The organism is Bacillus sp. 105MF (assembly GCF_000374885.1).
GTDB lineage: Bacteria > Bacillota > Bacilli > Bacillales > Bacillaceae_G > Bacillus_A > Bacillus_A pseudomycoides.
Genome location: NZ_KB895574.1, coordinates 25,481 through 44,067, shown reverse-complemented (window position 1 = coordinate 44,067; position 18,587 = coordinate 25,481). Strand labels below are relative to the sequence as shown.

Below are 18,587 nucleotides of genomic sequence, written 5' to 3'. Positions count from 1 at the left end.
TGATGATAAGATGTATCATAATATGATATGGAATAATATAGGAAGTGATTGTTTATCCTGTAAAAAACTTGATTGGTGAAGGACAAGGAAAAACGCCACTGATTAAAATTTTACAGTATTAAGCTATAAAGTAAGCGCTTACTAATGTGATTCAGTGAAGTGAAAAGGTTAATTTCTACATAAGTGACATACATATGATATACAAGGTCGTTCAACATTATAAACGTGGAGGATGAATGTATATGAAGGGGGTTATTTTAGCTGGAGGAAAAGGAAGGCGTCTTAGACCGTTAACATGTAATCTTCCAAAGCCAATGTTACCATTACTTGAAAAACCAGTTATAGAATACAATATTGAGTTACTAAGGCAGCATGGTATTCATGAGATTGCAATTACAGTTCAATATATGAGTACGGCAATTAGGCGGTATTTTGGTGATGGAAGTAAATGGGGGGTGAAGTTGCAATATTTCGAAGATTCGCCACCGCTTGGTACGGCAGGAAGCATTAAACAAGCAGAAGCGTTTTTAGATGAGCCATTTGTTGTAATTAGTGGAGATGCATTGACGGATTTTAATTTATCGAAAGGAATTGAATTCCATCAATGCAGGAATAGACTGGTCACAATGTTTGTAAAGGAAGTGGAAAACCCACTATCATTTGGTTCAGTCGTTATGAATAGAGAGCATGAAATTATACGTTACATGGAAAAACCGAGTTGGAACGAAGTGATTTCAAATATTGTAAATACAGGCATTTATATTATGGACCCCGAAATTTTTTCTTATATTTCATCAGCGCAGTTTTTTGATTTTAGTCACCATGTCTTTCCTTTGCTGGAAAATAAAAAAGCACTCTTTGGATATGTAGCGCAAGGCTACTGGTTAGATATTGGCACATTAGATCAATATCGGCAGGCTCATTTTGACTTACTTACAAAGAAAGTACAGGTACCCATTTCTTATACGGAAGTACTACCGATGGTTTGGATGGGAGAAGGGGTAACTATTGAAAAGGGAACAAAAATTCACGGTCCATCTTTTATCGGAGAAGGAGCGTCCATCGGAGCGGGGGTAATAATTGAGCCATATTCAATTATCGGTAAGTGCAGCACAATATTAGATCATACGCATGTTCAAAAAAGTATTGTTCTTGCCCATACGTATGTAGGAAAACGCTGTGAGCTATTAGAAGCGACCGTTGGAGAAAATGCGATGATTAAAGATGATGTAACTTTATTTGAGAAAAGTGTGGTAGCAGACCGTTGTCAGATTGGAAAAAATACAGTGATACAACACAATGGGAAAATATGGCCTAATAAAGTTGTTGATAGTCATTCTATTATTGCCTCGTCAGGAATTACTGAAAATGAAAAAAACTCAGGTTGGCTGCAAAAAAGCCGGGTAGTAGGTAGAGGTAATATAGAAATGACACCTCAAGTTGTTGTAAAAATAGCAATGGCATATGGCTCTCTTTTTTCAAAAGGGGAGCGTATATTGATAGGGGGATATGATGATGTAAAAGTTGATATTTTTAAAAAGTTATTTCTACATGCAATTCATAGTGTTGGCTTGTATACGATGGAATGTCAAGAAATGAACGATTCAGCCTTTCGGTATGCGATCAATGAACTCGAATGTGCAGGGGGCATTTTTATTCGCTTTGAACAAGAAGAAGGAATTGTCATTCAACTGTATGGTAAGGAAGGCATAAGGTTATCGTATAAACAGCAAAAAGAAATGGAACACTTGTATATGTCAGAAGCATTTCATTATGTATATGATAAAGACATAGGACGAAATGAAACGGTACATGTTTGTTTAGAGAAATATGTTGAATCTGTATTAGTGTATTTGGATATCGAAACGATACAAAAGCAAACATTTCACCTTCTTATTAATAAAAGAGATGAAATGTTTCAGTCCCTACTCATATCCTTCTTGCGAAAACTAGGTTGCACAATTACATGGGTTTATGCTAGTGAGCAAAAAGAACATGTTAAATTGTTAATGAAATCAAGTAGAGCTCATATGGCTCTTATGTTTTATGAACAAGGAAATAAGTTTGAATTATATGATAATCATGGTGGGATTTACCAAAGTGCGAATTGTGAAGAAATCGATGTGCCTGATTTATTACTTGAGACGACAGAAAGTGTTTATCCATTATCATTAAAATTAGGAGAGTGCTATCTTCTTTTTTATATGTATGGTGAACAAAGTGAGTTTCAGATGAGATGGCAGCAAGATATTTTATATCGGATTGGAAAATTATTCGAACTAATTGCTAGGCAAGGAAATACTTTGTCGACGATGTTAGAGCAATCACCACCCCTTTACTTATTATGTGATGAAGTTGTTTGCTCGTGGAAAGAGAAAGGGAAAGTAATGGGAATGTTATTGCAAGATATGGAAAAAAGAGAAGTCGAAGTATTAGAGGGAATCCAATTTAAATATACAGAAAAAGAGTGGTCTTATATTGTTTCTGATGCAAAACATCCTAAATTTCTTGTATATTCACACGCGAGAAACCCAGTAATAGCAAAGGAAAATATGAAAACTCTTATAGAAAAAATTAGACAATATCAAAAGGTGTAGAATTTTTATTTTAAAAGTGGTATTATAGTATAGTCTGATTTAAGTTATTAGTGACTGGAGGGAAATAAGAATGCGTGTGAATATTACTCTAGCATGTACAGAATGCGGAGATCGTAACTATATCTCAAAGAAAAATAAACGTAACAACACGGAGCGCCTTGAGCTTAAAAAGTATTGCAAGCGTGACAAGAAGTCTACGTTACACCGTGAAACAAAGTAAGCAGTAGGAAATTTCCTACTGTTTCTTTTTTTTACTATGGTTATAACCCTTATTGAAAAGTGATGATACATGAAAAAAATGATAGACTGTTTACAAGAACATAATTCATTTTTGCGATTAATAATTATAAAGTAAGTAAAGGATCACTTTATAGGGGGAAAAGCGTGTGAAAGAGGAGAAGGTACGTTTACGTAAGAAAATAGTGGAGCAAATGAATTTTTTATCGAAAGAACAGCACAAAACTTTATCAGAACAAATTGTATTTTCTTTATATGAACAAAAAGAGTGGAGAGAAGCGGAAACAATCGGAATTACTCTTTCGATGGAACATGAAGTGAATACATATGTAATTATTGAGCAAGCATGGCGAGAAGGAAAAAAAGTTGTTGTACCAAAGTGTAATAGAGAGACAAGAACAATGATCTTTCGTCAAATTACAAATTTTGATCAATTAGAAACAGTATATATGAGCTTGCGTGAACCAATTCCTGCGCTAACAGTAGAAACAGAAGCAAATGAAATTGATCTTCTGTTTGTACCCGGAGTTGCGTATACAAGACGAGGGGAACGTATTGGGTACGGCGGTGGTTATTATGATCGTTATCTGCTGCAGTATGAAGGGAAAACGTTATCATTAGCTTTTGATTTTCAAATTGTAAGTTATATTCCAACAGAGTCGTTTGATCAAAATGTACAAAAAATTATTACAGAAAAAGAAACAATTCTTCAAAATGGACTTGTATAGACAAATAAAAATTGACGAGACTTTTTCTTGTTGATTATAATAAAATATGTGAACGTTTTCTTATTATATTTCCATAATAAGTGGACATAGAGGGTGATGAAATGATATCAATTTATGATATTCAGCAATTGCTAAAAAAATTTGGAACAATCATTTATACAGGTGATCGAATCGCTGATTTACAATTAATGCAAGATGAATTACGTGAATTAAACCAATCACAGTTGATTGAGCCAAAAGACTATCAAACAGCTTTATTTTTATTGAAACAAGAGATTCAAAAAGAGATGAGCAAGAATTAGATAAAGGTAGGTTAGCAAAAATGGAAGAAAAGTGGTTAGTTGGTGTTGACCTTGGCGGGACAACGATTAAATTAGCATTTATTAATGTGTATGGTGAAATTTTACATAAGTGGGAAATCCCAACGAATACAAGTGAGCAAGGCAAACATATTACATTAGATGTAGCGAAAGCAATTGATAAAAAGTTAGAAAAACTAGGAGAATTAAAGAGCAAGCTAATTGGTATTGGTATGGGCGCTCCTGGACCTGTGCATGTCGCTTCTGGTATGATTTATGAAGCTGTTAATTTAGGGTGGAAAAACTATCCATTAAAAGATTTATTAGAAGTAGAAACAGGCTTACCTGTTGTGGTTGATAATGATGCAAACTTAGCAGCGCTTGGTGAAATGTGGAAAGGTGCTGGTGAAGGAGCGAAAGATCTAGTTTGTATGACTCTTGGAACTGGTGTTGGCGGCGGTGTAATTGCAAATGGTGAGATCGTGCACGGTGTAAGTGGTGCTGCTGGTGAAATCGGACATATTACAGTCGTAACAGAAAATGGATTTCCTTGTAACTGCGGGAAATCTGGCTGTCTAGAAACAGTAGCTTCAGCAACAGGTATTGTACGTGTTGCTATGCAAAAATTACAAGGTACAGATGAACCAAGCATACTTCACTCTATGTTAGAAGAAGAGGGACGTATTACATCTAAAGATGTATTTGAAGCGCTTGAACAAGGTGACGCTTTAGCGGAACAAGTTGTAGAAAAAGTAGCTTCTTATTTAGGGTTAGCTGTAGCAAATCTTTCTAGTACGTTAAATCCAGAAAAGATTGTAATTGGCGGTGGTGTATCTAAAGCTGGTGATGCATTGTTACAACCAATTCAGCGCTATTTTGCACAATATGCATTTTCTCGTGCTGTTAAGAGCACGAAGCTAGCAATTGCAACGCTTGGGAATGATGCTGGTGTAATTGGTGGAGCTTGGCTTGTGAAGAAGCATAAATATGAAGTTATGAAGTAAAAAGAATAGAATCAGTCAGGGCGAATCGGAATTAAGGTGAGACTACTGGTATTTGCAAAATAATGAGAAGAGGAAGGGAGATCCCTTCCTCTTTTTTTATGCAAAATCTTGATGGGAAATAGAACTGTAAGTGAATTAATGAGCTGGTGGGTACCCGCTATAAAGGACAGTCATGACTGTAAACCAACCAAAAACAAGTACAGTTGCAACAGCAAAACCGCCTGCTAGTAAATTTTTTTCACGTAACGTTCTAAGGGTTGCGAATACAGCTAACAGAGTGACTAGCGCAAAAATGATAACAAGACCCATATATGATCCCCCTCTGCTCTCTCATTCTTTCGTTTGAGTTTTTGCAATATTTCTTCTTTTTTATTGTACATGTTTTAGAAATGATTGTCGAGATAGCATCGTTTCTTTTCCTAAGGAGAAGAAATGTTGTATCATAAAAGTAAGTTCAATAACTGGAGGAGATTTAAAAATGAAATGGATACAAATGCCATTAGGGCCATTACAAACAAATGCATATATTTTAAGTAATGATCAAAAAGAATGTATTATTTTTGATCCAGGTAGTGAAGGAGAAAAGCTTGTAACGTATTTACAAGAAGAACAATTAAAGCCGCTGGCTGTTTTATTAACACATGCTCATTTCGATCATATTGGTGCAGTTGATGCTGTGAGAGATGCTTTTCATATCCCAGTATATGTACATAAAGAAGAAGTGGATTGGTTAGGAGATGCGACTGTAAATGGTTCGCAAATTTTTATGATGAATCGAAGTATTACAGCGAAACCAGCTGATCAAATTATTGAAGGCGAAGGAATGTTAACGATTGGATCTTTTACATTTGAAATGTTTGAGACGCCAGGGCATTCTCCAGGCAGTATTTCATATTATTGCAAAGAGGCAAATGCTGTATTTTCAGGAGATGTATTATTCCAAATGAGTATTGGTCGAACAGACTTACCAGGTGGAAGTTTTGCAGAATTAATTGGAAGCATTGAAGAAAAATTATTTGTACTGCCAGATGACACAGCAGTATTATGTGGACATGGTCCAGAAACAAATATTGGTTTCGAAAAAGAAAATAATCCGTTTTTACAATAAGGAGCTATATGGGGATGGAGCTCGTTTTAAGAAAATGGATGGAAAAAGAAAAGGATTATTCGATTTCATATAGTACATATATGAACCTTGCACTGTATGATGAGGAGTACGGATATTATATGAAAGAACGTGAGAAAATCGGAAGAAATGGTGACTTTTTTACGAGTAGTAATATTTCTTCGGTATTTGCAAGGACGTTCGCTCGTTTTTTTATTCGACTTGTCCAAAATGGAGAGATCCCCCCGAATGTTTGTGAAATTGGAGGGGGAACAGGGAGATTTGCTTATGATGTTTTACAGGAATGGAAACAGTTATCTCCAGTAACCTATACAAAGTTACGATATTCTATTATTGAAGTGAGTCCTTTTCATAGAAGGTTGCAAAAACGTCAACTTGGTTCATTTCAAAATATTTCGCAGTACAAGTCCTATAAGGAATTAGGGGAGTCTTTTACAGGAATCGTTTTTTCAAACGAATTGTTTGATGCGTTTCCTGTTGAAGTGATAGAGAAGCGAGCTGGTATTTTGTATGAAGTTCGTATTACGTATACGGAGCAGCGGGAACTTACAGAAGTATTGCGGCCGTTAGAACAAGAAGTAATACGATGCTATTTACGAAGACATAAGATTGAGCTTTATGAAGGACAGCGCTTTGAAGTACCAATAGCAATGGAAACCTATTTACAAGAGATTATAGGATGGCTCAAGGAAGGCTTATTCATCACGGTTGATTATGGATATACAAAGGCGGAGTGGATGCATCCTGCGCATCATGAAGGGAGTCTAAGGGGATATTATGACCATAGGCTCATTCAGAACCCTCTGAATTATCCTGGTGAAATGGATATTACAGCGCATATTCATTGGGATGAATTGAAGAAAATAGGAGAAGAAAGCAGTCTTCATACAGTGTGGCATACAAAACAAAGGGGGTTTTTACTTGCGGCAGGTATATTAGAACAACTTGTTAGTCATCAAGATTCCGATCCTTTTTCTGAGAAACAGAAACAAAATCGAGCGGTTCGTTCTATGATTTTACATGGGGGAATAAGCGATGCTTTTGATGTTGTTATGCAAAAAAAAGGAATGCCACATTTTGATTTAAAGCATTATTTACATATATAGAAAAAAACAAGACACAGAATGATTCTGCGTCTTGTTTTTTGATACGACTTTAGGATATGTAGTATTGTATATTTTCTCTCATGATATATATTTATATTAAAGATATGAGATAGAAAATATAGAATACGTCCTTTTTGTTTGGTTACCCCTAACCTAGTAATACACGAACAAGTTGGATAATTGTTTCATTTTCTACTTTGTAGTAAATTTCCAATCCTTTTCTTTCACTAGAAACGATTTTAGCGCTTTTTAATTTCGCTAAATGTTGTGAAATTGTGGATTGTGGCATATTTAATCCTGTGTACATTGTCGAAACATTGCTTGGACCGCGTTCGATCAATCCTTTTACAATACATAAACGAACAGGGTGAGCAAGAACTTTCAGTAATTCTGCATTATTTTCGTATAGTTCTAATTCCTTTTGAAAGGTTTCTAACATGTTTTTTCCACCTCCATGCGAGCTGTTATACCCATACTATACATACCAAAAATCTAAAGAAAAGAAAATAGTTGTTGCAGAAAAAATGTTCTAAAGTAAAGAAATTGTAAGAAAAGAGAACATGATGTAAATAACTTTGCAAAATTTGTACGTTTTGTAACACAGTATTTTTTGTTAAAAATCGTGAATATACAGATACATTTGTAACACAATTTTATCACGATTTTGTTATTCTTTCAATTAATATACAAAATTTTTAAAATAATAAGAAAAAGAGATTTTATATGTTTCTATAGAATATAATTTTGGATGAAAAGAAGGCATATCATAACATACATTTCCTAAAACACTTTCACTTTCACTTTCGCTTTCCTGAAGGTTTACTGAAAAAAGATAAGTGGTGATGATGTGATACGATTAGCAAAAGAATCTGATGCTGAATCATTTATTGCTATTAGAAAGGAAATCATTTTATCAGCAGCTACGACAAAGTTTTTTATATCTTCTCCAAATAAAATACCTGATAATGTGAATAAAGAAAGAGAAAAAATATTGAAAAGTGTTGAGGATGGAAATCTTTATATAGTAAGTGAGATGGAAGGTGCAGTAGTTGGCTTTTTGATTTTCAATCGTTACAAACAAGAACGCTTAAAACATGTAGGAACAATGGGAATGGGTATCAGAGAGGAATGTTGCAATCAAGGTATCGGTACCGAATTAATAAAATTTCTTGTTAATTGGGCTAAAAAGCAGAAAGGTTTAGAAAAAATTTGCTTAGGGATCGTTTCTGTTAATGATAGGGCTATTAAAGTATACAAACGTACTGGTTTTATAGAAGAAGGTAGACAACGGAAGCAAATTAAATATGAAGATGGTTCTTATGGAGAGGATACATTAATGGCTTATTATCTTCAATAGAGGGACTTTACCTAAGTGCATATGATGAGTTTATGGTGGTAAACCCTGAGTACCGTAATAAAAAAGGATAGACCAAGCGAATGTAATTTGCTTGGTCTATCCTTTTTTATAATGTGAAACATTTTATTTCTATATCAGATGGGAATTTTCTCATGCATTCACAGGTTCCTCTACAAAAGAAAGTGCATTTTCAAAATCGGTAATTAAATCATCTACATTTTCAAGGCCAACTGATAAACGGAGCAATGAATTAGAAATACCTCTTTCATCGCGTGCTTTTTGTGATAATGCTGCATGTGACATTTTTGCAGGATAGGAGAGGATGGATTCCACAGCTCCTAAACTTACTGCAAATACAGGAAGTTTGACTTGTGATAAAAATTTTCGCAAAGCATCTTCAGATTGTAACGTGAAAGATAAAACAGCACCGGCAGATTGTGCTTGTGAGTGCTGTATGTCATAGCCAAGGTGTGATTCTAATCCAGGGTAATAAACATTCTGAATTTTCGAGTGTTTTTGTAAATAAAGAGCAATTTTATTCGCGTTTGTTGCTGAGTGTTCGAGACGTACGTGTAATGTTTTCAGACCGCGAAGAACGAGAGAGCAATCTTGTGGGCCTAATATAGCGCCAAATGCATTTTGCAGGAAGCCGAGTTTTTTAGCGAGTTCATCATCTTTTACAACTGCTAATCCAGCTGTAACATCACTATGACCGGCAATAAACTTTGTCGCACTATGGAGAACCACATCTGCTCCAAGTTCGAGTGGTTTTTGGAATAGTGGTGTTAAAAATGTGTTATCAACAAAAGTAAGAGCTCCGGTAGATTTCGCTAATTCGCAAACAGTACGGATGTCGGTTACTTTTAATAATGGATTGGATGGTGTTTCAATGTAAAAGACTTTTGTATTTGGTCTAATGTTTTGTTTTACTGCCTCTACATTTGTCATATCAACAAATGTATGTGAAACACCGTAACGAGACAGAACCTCTGTTACAATGCGATATGTTCCCCCGTATACATCTTCTGAAATGAGAACATGATCGCCTTGCGAGAGAAGGAGGAAGGCAGTAGAAATCGCTGCAATTCCAGATGCGAAGGCAAATCCTTTTGTTCCCCCTTCTAATAAAGCGATTATGTCTTCAAGTGCTTCACGTGTTGGATTCCCAGAGCGACTGTAGTCGTATTTTCCAAAGGTATCTACATCAAATTGATGAAATGTCGATGTATTATAAATGGGAACGTTAACAGCTCCTGTTTGTGAATCATGTTTATATTGGTTATGAAGTAAGAGTGTATCTAACGAATAACTCATATTCTTACACCTTCTTTTACATGTTTAATAGCTTGCTTTAAGTCTTGAATTAAATCATCCCCGTTTTCAATGCCAACGGAAAAACGGAGAAGACGATTACATACCCCGCGTGCTATACGCACTGCTTCTGGGATATCTGCATGTGTTTGTGTTGCTGGATATGTCATTAAACTTTCAACCCCGCCAAGACTTTCTGCAAATGTAATTAACGATAAAGATTGTAAGAAAGGATTTATCCATTTTTCATCGCGAAGACGAAATGAAATCATACCGCCCCTTCCTGGATAAAAAACATCGGTTACACCATTCTCCCCATTTAAATAAGAAACGATTTTTTTTGCGTTTTCTTCATGTTGTTTCATACGAAGAGCCAATGTTTTCATACCACGAATTAATAACCACGAATCAAATGGACTTAATACAGCACCAGAAGCGTTATGATAGTGGGCAAGTGCTTCGCAAAGTGTCTGACCTTTTGTAACGACAAGGCCGCTTAGTACATCGTTATGTCCACCTAAATACTTTGTTGCGCTGTGAAGGACAATATCTGCGCCTTCTGTTAATGGTTGTTGTATATAAGGAGTGTAGAAAGTATTATCGACAATTAGAAGTAGGTTGTGCCGTTTTGCGACAGTTGCGACAGCTGCAATATCAGTGACTTGCATTAATGGATTGGTCGGTGTTTCGATAAAAATAGCCTTTGTTTGAGAAGTGACAGCTTGTTCTATTTGTTTAATAGATTGTGTATCTACGTATCTACATCGAATATTCCACTTTTCCTCATGTTCCGAAAATAAGCGGTAGGTCCCTCCGTATAAATCTTCTGATACGATAAGTTCATCTCCAGAACGGAATAAGGAAAGAATAAGAAGAACAGCTGCCATTCCAGAACTACAGGCATAGCCTTGTTCACCTTCTTCTAAATCAGCAATTGCGCGTTCTAAAAGACCACGTGTTGGATTTCCTGTTCGTGAATAATCAAAGCCTGTTGACTTTCCAATTCCTTCATGACGATAAGCTGTTGAAAAGTAAACAGGGGGATTAACTGTTCCTGTTGTAGTTTCGCTTCGATTTCCGATTTGTGCTAGTTTTGTTTCGATTGTTGACATGTGAAATTCCTCCTTTATAAAAATAAAAAAAGCCTTCTAAGAAGAAGGCTTTCATGCGAATATAGTCTTCTTCTTATCTGTCAAATCTTTTCGCAATTTGCTGGAATTAGCACCTTATTAACGAACGTGTTAATGGTTGCTGAGGTGTCATAGGGCCAGTCCCTCTACCTCTCTAGATAAGAATATTTTGTATGAAATTTTATTATGGTTTTAACTTTACAACAAAAGATAATTGAATTGCAACTTTATTTTAAACAATTTTCATTTTTCTGCTAATTCAATTGACTTTTAGTCTATCCCATGCTAAATTTATGAGAAAATTAACAAAGATTGTTAAAGAGTACACGTATTTCCTTTTAAAACATAGATGAATAATAAAGACAAACTCTTATTGAGAGCGGTGGAGGGAAAGGCCCTGTGAAACCCGGCAACCTTCAAACGAAATGTTTGAAACGGTGCTAATACCTGCAAAACAATTTGTTTTGCATGATAAGAGGAGGATTGATGATGTCCCCCTCTTCAAGATGAAGAGGGGGTTTTTATATTGATAGAAAAGAGGGAGACAAGTGAAAATTCTAGATTTAGTATCAAAAGGAATTGTTATCGGTGATGGCGCAATTGGTACGTTATTACATTCTCATGGTTTGCAAAGTAGTTTTGAAGAATTAAACTTATCTGATCCAGATCTTATTATATCTATTCATAAACAATATGTAGCTGCTGGGGCAGATATTATTCAAACAAATACATATGGTGCAAATGAAGCGAAATTACGCATGTATGGTTTGGAAAATCAGGTCACCCAAATTAATAAAGCAGCGGTTAAACTTGCAAAAGCAGCCGTAACAGATAAGAACGCCATTTTAGGGACCATCGGTGGGATGAAGCATATCGGGGCCGTTACAACGACTGATATGGAACGAGAGTTTATGCTACTTGAGCAAGCGGGAGCATTATTAGAAGAAAAGGTTGACGGATTATTATTAGAAACATTTTATGATGAGTTCGAATTGTTACATGCAGTGAAAGTATTGCGAAAACAAACAGATATTCCAATTATTGCACAGCTAGCGCTTCATGAAGCGGGCGCAACGCAAAATGGAAATGATGTAAATGGAATATTAACGCAGCTTTTAGATTACGGTGCAAATGTAGTCGGTTTAAACTGTCAGTTAGGACCGCTTCATATGACGGAAGCTTTTAAAATGATATCGATTCCTAAAAATGGTTATTTGTCGGCTTATCCAAATGCAGGCCTTCCAAACTATGTAGAAGGACGTTACGTATATGAAGGAAGCCCTGCTTATTTTGAAGAGATGACACCGAAATTTATTGAACAAGGTATTCGTTTGTTAGGGGGCTGTTGTGGTACAACGCCAGCACATATTGAAGGGATGAAGCGTGTAATTGCGAATGTAACGCCTGTTACAGAAAAACAAATTGTTCAAAGACAACAAGTAGTTCATATCCAAACAAAACGTGCTAGCACTCATGTTACCCTTGCAGAAAAAGCGAAGAAGCAAACAACGGTGGTTGTTGAACTAGATCCCCCAAAAACATTAGATACGCAGCGTTTTTTTGAAGGGGCAAGGGCATTGAAAAGAGCGGGAGCAGATGCCATTACGTTAGCAGATAATTCGTTAGCATCCCCGCGCATTTCAAACATGGCAATGGGGGCATTATTAACGAAGCATGATATTCCAGTACTGACGCATTTAACGTGCCGTGATCATAATGTCATTGGTTTGCAATCTCATTTACTAGGTTTATCGGCTTTAGGAATGGAAGAAGTGTTAGCTTTAACAGGTGATCCAGCGCGAGTGGGGGATTTTCCTGGAGCGACTTCTGTATATGATTTGTCTTCTATTGAATTAATTAAAATGATTAAAGAAATGAATGATGGTCGATCTATTTTAGGAAAATCCATTGGTCCAGCGACAAGGTTTTCTGTTGGAGGAGCTTTTAATCCGCACGTGAGACATTTAAAAGCAGCGGTGAAGCGAATGGAGAGGAAAATTGCAGCTGGTGCAGAGTATTTCTTAACACAGCCAATTTACGATGTAGCCTTAATTGAAGAAATATACGAGGCGACAAAACATTTAGAAAAACCAATTTTTATTGGAATTATGCCTTTAGTAAGTAAACGTAATGCTGATTTTCTTCATTTTGAGGTGCCAGGCATTACATTGCCTGAGGAAGTAAGACAGAGAATGGATGGGCATGAAACGCAGGAGTCTGCAATTGAAGAAGGAATTCGTATTTCTCAGGAATTAATTAATGCCGCAATGAAATACTTTAACGGTATTTATCTCATTACGCCATTTTTGAAATATGAAATTACAGAAAATCTCGTTAAGTATGTGAAAGAAAAGCAAGACGTGAAAGAGGGAATCAACTGATGAGACCGATAGAAGAGAGATTACAACATGATATTTTAATATTAGATGGCGCGATGGGAACGATGATTCAGCAGGCAGATTTAACTGCAGAAGATTTTGGAGGTGAAGAATACGAAGGTTGTAATGAATACTTAGTAAAAACAAGGCCAGATGTTATTTTAGGTATCCATAAAGCTTACATTGAAGCGGGTGCGGATATTATCGAAACAAATACGTTTGGTGCTACGAATATCGTATTGCATGATTATGAGCTATCTCATTTAGATGAAGAGTTAAATGAAAGAGCGGCGTTTTTAGCAAAGCAAGCGGTAAAGGAGAGTGGTAAAGAAGTATATGTAGCAGGTGCGATGGGGCCAACAACAAAAGCAATTAGTGTAACAGGCGGTGTAACGTTTGAAGAACTAATTGAAGCTTATACGAGACAAGCTCGGGGCTTATTACGAGGTGGCGTTGACGTATTGCTTGTAGAGACAAGCCAAGATATGCGTAACGTGAAAGCGGCGTATTTAGGGATTCAGGAAGCGTTTACGGAAGCAAATCATACGGTTCCGCTTATGATTTCAGGAACCATTGAACCGATGGGAACAACGTTAGCGGGGCAAACAATCGAGGCATTTTATTTATCAATTGAGCATATGAAACCATTATCTGTCGGATTAAACTGTGCTACAGGACCAGAATTTATGCGTGAACACATTCGTTCTCTTTCTGACTTATCAGAGTGTTATATTTCTTGTTATCCAAATGCTGGTCTTCCAGACGAGGATGGACATTATCATGAGTCACCGACTTCACTTGCAGAAAAGGTGAAACAATTTGCTAAAGAAGGGTGGATCAATATTATCGGTGGTTGTTGCGGTACAACGCCTGATCATATACGAGCGATAAAAGTTTCGCTTGAGTCCCTTGAACCACGTGAGAATCATGAACGAGAAGGCCACGGTATTAGTGGTTTAGAAGCGTTGCAATATGATGATTCTATGAGGCCATTATTTGTGGGAGAGAGAACAAATGTTATTGGATCAAGAAAATTTAAGCGATTAGTAGCTGAAGGGAATTTTGAAGAAGCTGCTGAAATTGCGAGGGCGCAAGTGAAGAAAAATGCCCATATTATTGATATTTGTATGGCGGATCCAGATCGTGATGAAGTAGAAGATATGGAGAACTTTTTGGCAGAAGTAACGAAAGTATTAAAAGTTCCGATTATGATAGATTCAACGGATGATAATGTTATGGCAAAAGCTCTCACGTATATACAAGGAAAAGGGGTTATTAACTCTATTAATTTAGAAAATGGAGAAGAGCGTTTTGAGAAAGTAACACCTCTTCTTCATAAATATGGTGCGGCAATTGTAGTAGGAACGATTGATGAAGAGGGCATGGCAGTTAGTGCAGAAAGAAAGTTAGAAATTGCAAAGAGAAGTTACGAGTTATTAACGAAGAAATATGGTATACGTCCATCCGATATTATTTTTGATGCACTCGTTTTCCCGGTAGGAACTGGTGATGAAGAATATATTGGTTCGGCAGCAGCGACGATAGAAGGGATTCGTCTTATTAAAGAATCACTGCCAGAATGTTTAACAATTTTAGGAGTAAGTAATATATCGTTTGGTTTACCGCCAGCTGGTCGCGAAGTGCTAAACTCGGTCTTTTTATATCATGCAACAAAGGCTGGGCTTGACTACGCAATTGTGAATACTGAAAAGCTAGAGCGCTATGCATCCATTCCAGAAGAGGAAAAGGAACTCGCAGATGCACTATTATTCGAAACAACGAAAGAAACACTAGAAGAATTTACGAACTTTTACCGGGTTGCTAAGAAAAAAGAAGCGGTCATACAAGAAACATTAACACTTGATGAAAGGTTAGCAAATTATATTGTAGAAGGAACGAAGCAAGGTTTACATGAAGATTTAAGTTTCGCACTAACAGAAGGAAGAAAGCCCCTTGATATTATTAACGGTCCGCTTATGATGGGGATGGACGAAGTAGGTCGTTTGTTTAATAACAATGAGCTTATCGTTGCTGAAGTATTGCAAAGTGCAGAAAGTATGAAAGCTGCTGTTGCGTATTTGGAGCCTTATATGGAATCTAGCGATAGTGCGAAAAAAGGAAAGGTATTATTAGCAACTGTAAAAGGTGATGTACATGATATTGGCAAAAACCTTGTAGAGATTATTTTATCAAATAACGGCTATGATATTGTTAATTTAGGAATTAATGTGCGCTCTGATCGCATTGTGCAAGAGGTAAAAGAAAAGAAACCAGACATTATCGGACTTTCTGGATTATTAGTAAAATCGGCGCAGCAAATGGTAGCAACTGCCGAAGATTTACAAGCGGCAAATATTGATATTCCCATTGTTGTAGGTGGTGCGGCATTGACAAGAAAGTTTACAGATAACCGTATTTCACCTTCCTATAATGGACTCGTATTATATGCAAGTGATGCGATGACAGGACTCGATCTTATCAATCGATTGCAAAAAGAAGAAGAACGAGAAAAAATGAAGCAGGATAAAAAAAATCGCCACATTCATGTCGTGAAACAAGAGGAGAAAAAAGTGGAGATACCAGCCGTCATTGAACCGTTGCCGAAAGCAAAAGTTATGGTGCCGGACTCAACAAAACGGGTTGTACTTCGTGATATTCCAGTTTCACATCTTGCATCATTTTTAAACAGGCAAATGCTAATTGGTCATCACCTTGGTTTAAAAGGAAATGTGAAAAAATTATTAAAAGAAGGTGATAAGAGAGCGCATGAGTTAAACAATTTAATTGATGAATTATTACAAGGAGGACAATCTTGGCTATGTCCAAAAGCTGTTTATCAATTTTTTCCTGCCCAAAGTGATGGACAAACTATTATTATTTATGATCCAGAAGATCGTACACGTGTGCTAGAGCGTTTTTCATTCCCAAGACAAGGGAAAGCTCCGTACCGTACATTAGGGGATTACTTACGTCCTATCGGTGATGAAATGGATTATGTCGCCTTTTTATCTGTTACAGTGGGGCAAGGTGTGCGTGATATTGCGGAAGAATGGAAAGAGAAAGGGGATTATTTACGTAGCCATGCGATTCAATCGTTAGCGCTAGAGCTAGCAGAGGGACTCGCTGAAAAAACACATATGTTGATTCGTGATCGTTTTGGAATTCCGGATTCACCGGAGATGACGATGGAAGAGCGATTCCGTACAAAATATCAGGGAATTCGTGTTTCTTTTGGTTATCCAGCTTGCCCAGAACTTGCTGATCAAGAAAAACTATTTCGCTTAATTCAGCCAGAGGAGATTGGAATCTCACTAACAGAAGGATTTATGATGGAGCCGGAAGCATCTGTAACGGCAATGGTATTTGCTCACCCCGAAGCACGATATTTTAGTGTACTATAGTGTAGAAGGGGGAGAGGTATGAAAAGAATAGTCTTTACAGGCGGTGGTTCGGCTGGACATGTGACACCTAATTTAGCAATTATTCCACATTTGCAAAAAAAGGGCTGGGATATTTCTTATATAGGTTCTCATCAAGGGATTGAAAAAACGATTATAGAGAACGAAGGAATTCCATACTATGGTATAGCGAGCGGAAAGTTACGCCGTTATTTTGATTTGAAAAATATAAAAGATCCTTTTCTCGTTATGAAGGGTGTTATGGATGCTTATGTACGAATAAGAAAATTAAAACCTGATGTTATTTTTTCAAAGGGTGGTTTTGTATCTGTACCAGTAGTAATTGGCGGATGGTTAAATCGTGTTCCAGTCTTGTTACATGAATCGGATATGACACCAGGACTAGCGAATAAAATTGCACTCCGTTTTGCTTCAAAAATATTTGTTACGTTTGAAGAAGCTGCACAACATTTGCCAACAGAAAAGGTGGTTTATACAGGTTCGCCTGTGAGGGAAGAAGTGCTACGTGGAAATCGTGAAAAAGGATTACACTTTCTTCGGTTCCATACTAGAAAACCAGTTATCACGGTTATGGGAGGAAGTCTAGGGGCAAAGAAAATCAATGAAACAGTACGAGAAGCATTGCCACAGCTCCTTAAAAATTATCAAGTTGTTCACCTATGCGGAAAAGGAAATCTAGACGAGACGTTACAAGGTATAGAAGGGTATAGGCAATTTGAATATGTGCACGGAGAATTGCCAGATGTGTTAGGGGCAACTGATTTTGTCATCTCACGAGCTGGATCGAATGCGATTTTTGAATTTTTAACATTGCAAAAACCGATGCTTTTAATTCCATTACCGAAAGCTTCAAGCCGCGGAGATCAAATTTTAAATGCACAATCGTTTGAAAGACAAGGGTATGCAGCGGTTTTATATGAAGAAACTGTAACAGTGACATCCCTTATGAAGCATATAGAAGAGTTAAATCATAATTGTGAGAAGTATAAAAAAGAATTAAAAAAGTATAGTGGAAAAGAAGCAGTACAGACCATTATGAAATATATTACGGAGGCGTGATTTCTAAAAAATCATGTCTTTTTTAGTAGAATGAAAGGTTCGAAGAATTACTTTATTTATGTTACAATAACAGAGATTTAATAGGGGAATTCCAGTTCTTTGAGCGTGAAAATACGAATGGATTAGGAGTGACTGTGTTGGAGCTGAGTCTCTATGAAAATACTGCTCTGATTATATGTTTTGTGCTATACGTTGGTAGTGTTATTATTTACATTTCAAGAAAATTTTCACAAGAACGAAACTTAGAAAAATCGGAAATAACAGCTGAGTTAGAGATGTTAGCCGATGAAAGTGATAAAAAGCAAAAAATAAGAGAAAAGCATGAGGCGCCCCACCATTTAAACGCAAAATAAGTTTTGAAGGTGGGGATTTCTTTTGGGGAAATCCTTCTCTATTATTATCATTAACGCTAAAAAAGGAGTTTCCCTTTGGTTTTATAAATAAGGAGCTAATTCATATGAATTTCTATATTGCATCAAGTTTTCAAAACAAACATCTTGTTCAATTTGTAGCGAGTCAATTGAAAGAAGCGGGATGGCATCATACATATAATTGGACTCAAAATGAAAGAGCGACAAATAGAGAACAATTACAGAAGATTGGTCAAGCAGAAAAGCAGGCGATACAAAACGCTGATGTTTTTCTACTTTTATTAGATGGCGGAAATGGGAGTCACACGGAGCTTGGTATGGCTATTGCGCTAGAGAAGAAAATCTATATGTATCATAAAAACAATCCGCTTCAAACAACGTTTTACCATTTACCAGAAGTGGATATTTTTCAAGGGGAAGTGGAGGAGTTTGTTTCATACGTCATGAATAAAGGAGACGCATAGA

General features: G+C 36.6%; 17 protein-coding genes and 2 riboswitches. Of the genes, 13 read left to right on the top strand and 4 right to left on the bottom strand.

Annotation, left to right across the window (positions count from 1 at the left end; translation table 11 throughout):
• The first annotated feature begins 242 nt into the window (after positions 1-242).
• The 5 genes from C564_RS0114610 to glcK all read left to right on the top strand — a co-directional run bounded on the left by C564_RS0114610 (position 243) and on the right by glcK (position 4,865).
• Positions 243-2,597 (top strand): sugar phosphate nucleotidyltransferase, encoded by a 2,355-nt coding sequence (locus tag C564_RS0114610; RefSeq protein ID WP_018765832.1) that lies wholly within the window; start codon positions 243-245, stop codon positions 2,595-2,597.
• Between the two features lie 70 nt (positions 2,598-2,667).
• Complete coding sequence (gene rpmG / locus C564_RS0114605; RefSeq protein WP_001265618.1) at positions 2,668-2,817, top strand: 50S ribosomal protein L33; 150 nt, start codon at positions 2,668-2,670, stop codon at positions 2,815-2,817.
• A 166-nt stretch (positions 2,818-2,983) separates the two neighbouring features.
• Positions 2,984-3,562, top strand: a complete 579-nt coding sequence (locus C564_RS0114600) for a 5-formyltetrahydrofolate cyclo-ligase (RefSeq protein ID WP_003200367.1) — start codon at positions 2,984-2,986, stop codon at positions 3,560-3,562.
• Positions 3,563-3,663: 101 nt separating this feature from the next.
• Positions 3,664-3,864 (top strand): YqgQ family protein, encoded by a 201-nt coding sequence (locus C564_RS0114595; RefSeq protein WP_016116335.1) that lies wholly within the window; start codon positions 3,664-3,666, stop codon positions 3,862-3,864.
• Positions 3,865-3,884: 20 nt separating this feature from the next.
• Positions 3,885-4,865, top strand: coding sequence for a glucokinase (gene glcK / locus C564_RS0114590; RefSeq protein ID WP_018765831.1), 981 nt, complete (start codon positions 3,885-3,887; stop codon positions 4,863-4,865).
• Between the two features lie 135 nt (positions 4,866-5,000).
• On the opposite strand, the gene C564_RS34775 is transcribed toward glcK, so the two are convergent.
• Positions 5,001-5,174 (bottom strand): DUF2759 domain-containing protein, encoded by a 174-nt coding sequence (locus C564_RS34775; protein WP_003200373.1) that lies wholly within the window; start codon positions 5,172-5,174, stop codon positions 5,001-5,003.
• A gap of 169 nt (positions 5,175-5,343) precedes the next feature.
• Here C564_RS34775 and C564_RS0114580 point away from each other — a divergent pair, with 169 nt between their 5' ends.
• Both C564_RS0114580 and C564_RS0114575 read left to right on the top strand, forming a co-directional pair.
• On the top strand, positions 5,344-5,973 hold the full coding sequence (locus tag C564_RS0114580; protein WP_003200375.1) for an MBL fold metallo-hydrolase: 630 nt from the start codon (positions 5,344-5,346) through the stop codon (positions 5,971-5,973).
• Between the two features lie 8 nt (positions 5,974-5,981).
• Positions 5,982-7,097 carry a class I SAM-dependent methyltransferase gene (locus tag C564_RS0114575; protein ID WP_026008573.1) on the top strand — a complete coding sequence of 372 codons (1,116 nt, stop codon included), beginning with the start codon at positions 5,982-5,984 and terminating at the stop codon, positions 7,095-7,097.
• Between the two features lie 148 nt (positions 7,098-7,245).
• On the opposite strand, the gene C564_RS0114570 is transcribed toward C564_RS0114575, so the two are convergent.
• Positions 7,246-7,536, bottom strand: a complete 291-nt coding sequence (locus tag C564_RS0114570; protein ID WP_000894376.1) for an ArsR/SmtB family transcription factor — start codon at positions 7,534-7,536, stop codon at positions 7,246-7,248.
• Positions 7,537-7,944: 408 nt separating this feature from the next.
• Between C564_RS0114570 and C564_RS0114565 the strand changes: the two genes are divergently transcribed.
• Entirely contained in the window at positions 7,945-8,454 is a 510-nt protein-coding gene (locus C564_RS0114565) for a GNAT family N-acetyltransferase (protein ID WP_018765829.1), read from the top strand.
• A gap of 150 nt (positions 8,455-8,604) precedes the next feature.
• Here the strand turns inward: C564_RS0114565 and metC are convergent, their stop codons facing one another.
• A complete protein-coding gene (gene metC / locus C564_RS0114560; RefSeq protein WP_018765828.1) occupies positions 8,605-9,768 on the bottom strand; it encodes a cystathionine beta-lyase in 1,164 nt (387 codons plus the stop codon).
• On the bottom strand, positions 9,765-10,877 hold the full coding sequence (locus C564_RS0114555; protein ID WP_018765827.1) for a methionine biosynthesis PLP-dependent protein: 1,113 nt from the start codon (positions 10,875-10,877) through the stop codon (positions 9,765-9,767). Before C564_RS0114555 ends, metC begins: the two co-directional genes overlap by 4 nt.
• Positions 10,878-10,947: 70 nt before the next feature.
• A riboswitch (SAM riboswitch) is annotated at positions 10,948-11,060 on the bottom strand.
• A 202-nt stretch (positions 11,061-11,262) separates the two neighbouring features.
• Positions 11,263-11,373, top strand: a riboswitch (SAM riboswitch).
• Positions 11,374-11,443: 70 nt separating this feature from the next.
• Here C564_RS0114555 and C564_RS0114550 point away from each other — a divergent pair.
• The 5 genes from C564_RS0114550 to C564_RS0114530 all read left to right on the top strand — a co-directional run bounded on the left by C564_RS0114550 (position 11,444) and on the right by C564_RS0114530 (position 18,586).
• Positions 11,444-13,276 (top strand): bifunctional homocysteine S-methyltransferase/methylenetetrahydrofolate reductase, encoded by a 1,833-nt coding sequence (locus C564_RS0114550; RefSeq protein ID WP_006096011.1) that lies wholly within the window; start codon positions 11,444-11,446, stop codon positions 13,274-13,276.
• A complete protein-coding gene (metH, locus tag C564_RS0114545; RefSeq protein ID WP_018765826.1) occupies positions 13,276-16,674 on the top strand; it encodes a methionine synthase in 3,399 nt (1,132 codons plus the stop codon). Before C564_RS0114550 ends, metH begins: the two co-directional genes overlap by 1 nt.
• An 18-nt stretch (positions 16,675-16,692) precedes the next feature.
• Complete coding sequence (locus C564_RS0114540; RefSeq protein ID WP_006096013.1) at positions 16,693-17,751, top strand: undecaprenyldiphospho-muramoylpentapeptide beta-N-acetylglucosaminyltransferase; 1,059 nt, start codon at positions 16,693-16,695, stop codon at positions 17,749-17,751.
• Between the two features lie 80 nt (positions 17,752-17,831).
• Positions 17,832-18,104 (top strand): DUF3966 domain-containing protein, encoded by a 273-nt coding sequence (locus tag C564_RS0114535; RefSeq protein ID WP_026008572.1) that lies wholly within the window; start codon positions 17,832-17,834, stop codon positions 18,102-18,104.
• A 104-nt stretch (positions 18,105-18,208) separates the two neighbouring features.
• Positions 18,209-18,586, top strand: a complete 378-nt coding sequence (locus tag C564_RS0114530) for a nucleoside 2-deoxyribosyltransferase (RefSeq protein ID WP_003200399.1) — start codon at positions 18,209-18,211, stop codon at positions 18,584-18,586.
• Position 18,587: the final 1 nt, after the last annotated feature.

Bases quoted from the DNA above. Each gene is read 5' to 3' on its own strand.
- rpmG (WP_001265618.1), top strand. From the start codon at position 2,668: ATGCGTGTGAATATTACTCTAGCATGTACAGAATGCGGAGATCGTAAC.
- C564_RS0114540 (WP_006096013.1), top strand. From the start codon at position 16,693: ATGAAAAGAATAGTCTTTACAGGCGGTGGTTCGGCTGGACATGTGACA.
- glcK (WP_018765831.1), top strand. From the start codon at position 3,885: ATGGAAGAAAAGTGGTTAGTTGGTGTTGACCTTGGCGGGACAACGATT.
- metC (WP_018765828.1), bottom strand. From the start codon at position 9,768: ATGAGTTATTCGTTAGATACACTCTTACTTCATAACCAATATAAACAT.
- C564_RS0114575 (WP_026008573.1), top strand. From the start codon at position 5,982: ATGGGGATGGAGCTCGTTTTAAGAAAATGGATGGAAAAAGAAAAGGAT.
- C564_RS0114570 (WP_000894376.1), bottom strand. From the start codon at position 7,536: ATGTTAGAAACCTTTCAAAAGGAATTAGAACTATACGAAAATAATGCA.
- C564_RS0114610 (WP_018765832.1), top strand. From the start codon at position 243: ATGAAGGGGGTTATTTTAGCTGGAGGAAAAGGAAGGCGTCTTAGACCG.
- C564_RS0114530 (WP_003200399.1), top strand. From the start codon at position 18,209: ATGAATTTCTATATTGCATCAAGTTTTCAAAACAAACATCTTGTTCAA.
- C564_RS34775 (WP_003200373.1), bottom strand. From the start codon at position 5,174: ATGGGTCTTGTTATCATTTTTGCGCTAGTCACTCTGTTAGCTGTATTC.
- metH (WP_018765826.1), top strand. From the start codon at position 13,276: ATGAGACCGATAGAAGAGAGATTACAACATGATATTTTAATATTAGAT.
- C564_RS0114580 (WP_003200375.1), top strand. From the start codon at position 5,344: ATGAAATGGATACAAATGCCATTAGGGCCATTACAAACAAATGCATAT.
- C564_RS0114595 (WP_016116335.1), top strand. From the start codon at position 3,664: ATGATATCAATTTATGATATTCAGCAATTGCTAAAAAAATTTGGAACA.
- C564_RS0114555 (WP_018765827.1), bottom strand. From the start codon at position 10,877: ATGTCAACAATCGAAACAAAACTAGCACAAATCGGAAATCGAAGCGAA.